The organism is Psychrobacter sp. TB20-MNA-CIBAN-0197, assembly GCF_040309765.1.
In the GTDB taxonomy this organism is placed as follows: domain Bacteria; phylum Pseudomonadota; class Gammaproteobacteria; order Pseudomonadales; family Moraxellaceae; genus Psychrobacter; species Psychrobacter submarinus.
This window is the reverse complement of sequence record NZ_JBEOPC010000659.1, coordinates 1-269: the sequence shown is the minus strand read 5'-3', so window position 1 is coordinate 269 and position 269 is coordinate 1. Positions and strand designations below refer to the sequence as shown.

1 pseudogene is annotated in these 269 nt (G+C 67.7%); it reads left to right on the top strand.

What is annotated here, in order from left to right:
• Nucleotides 1–269: pseudogene (locus tag AAEY83_RS15410) on the top strand (MFS transporter); the annotation flags it as partial.

Sequence of the window (269 nt, the reverse complement as noted above, 5' to 3'; positions counted from 1 at the left end):
CGGCCGCAGTGGCGACAAACACCGCGAGCGCCGCTGGCACCTGATCGTGCCGATGATCGCCGGTGCCATCGGCTTGAGCCTGGCAGCGCTGATGGGCGGCAATCCGACCTTGTCGATCCTCAGCCTGTGCCTGGCCGCCTCCGGCATTCTCTCCGCCACCTCGTTGTTCTGGATGCTGCCCACCACGCTGCTTGGCGGAGTGTCTGCGGCGGCCGGCATCGCCGCGGTCAACAGCTTCGCCAACCTCGCCGGGTTCTGCTCGCCTTATC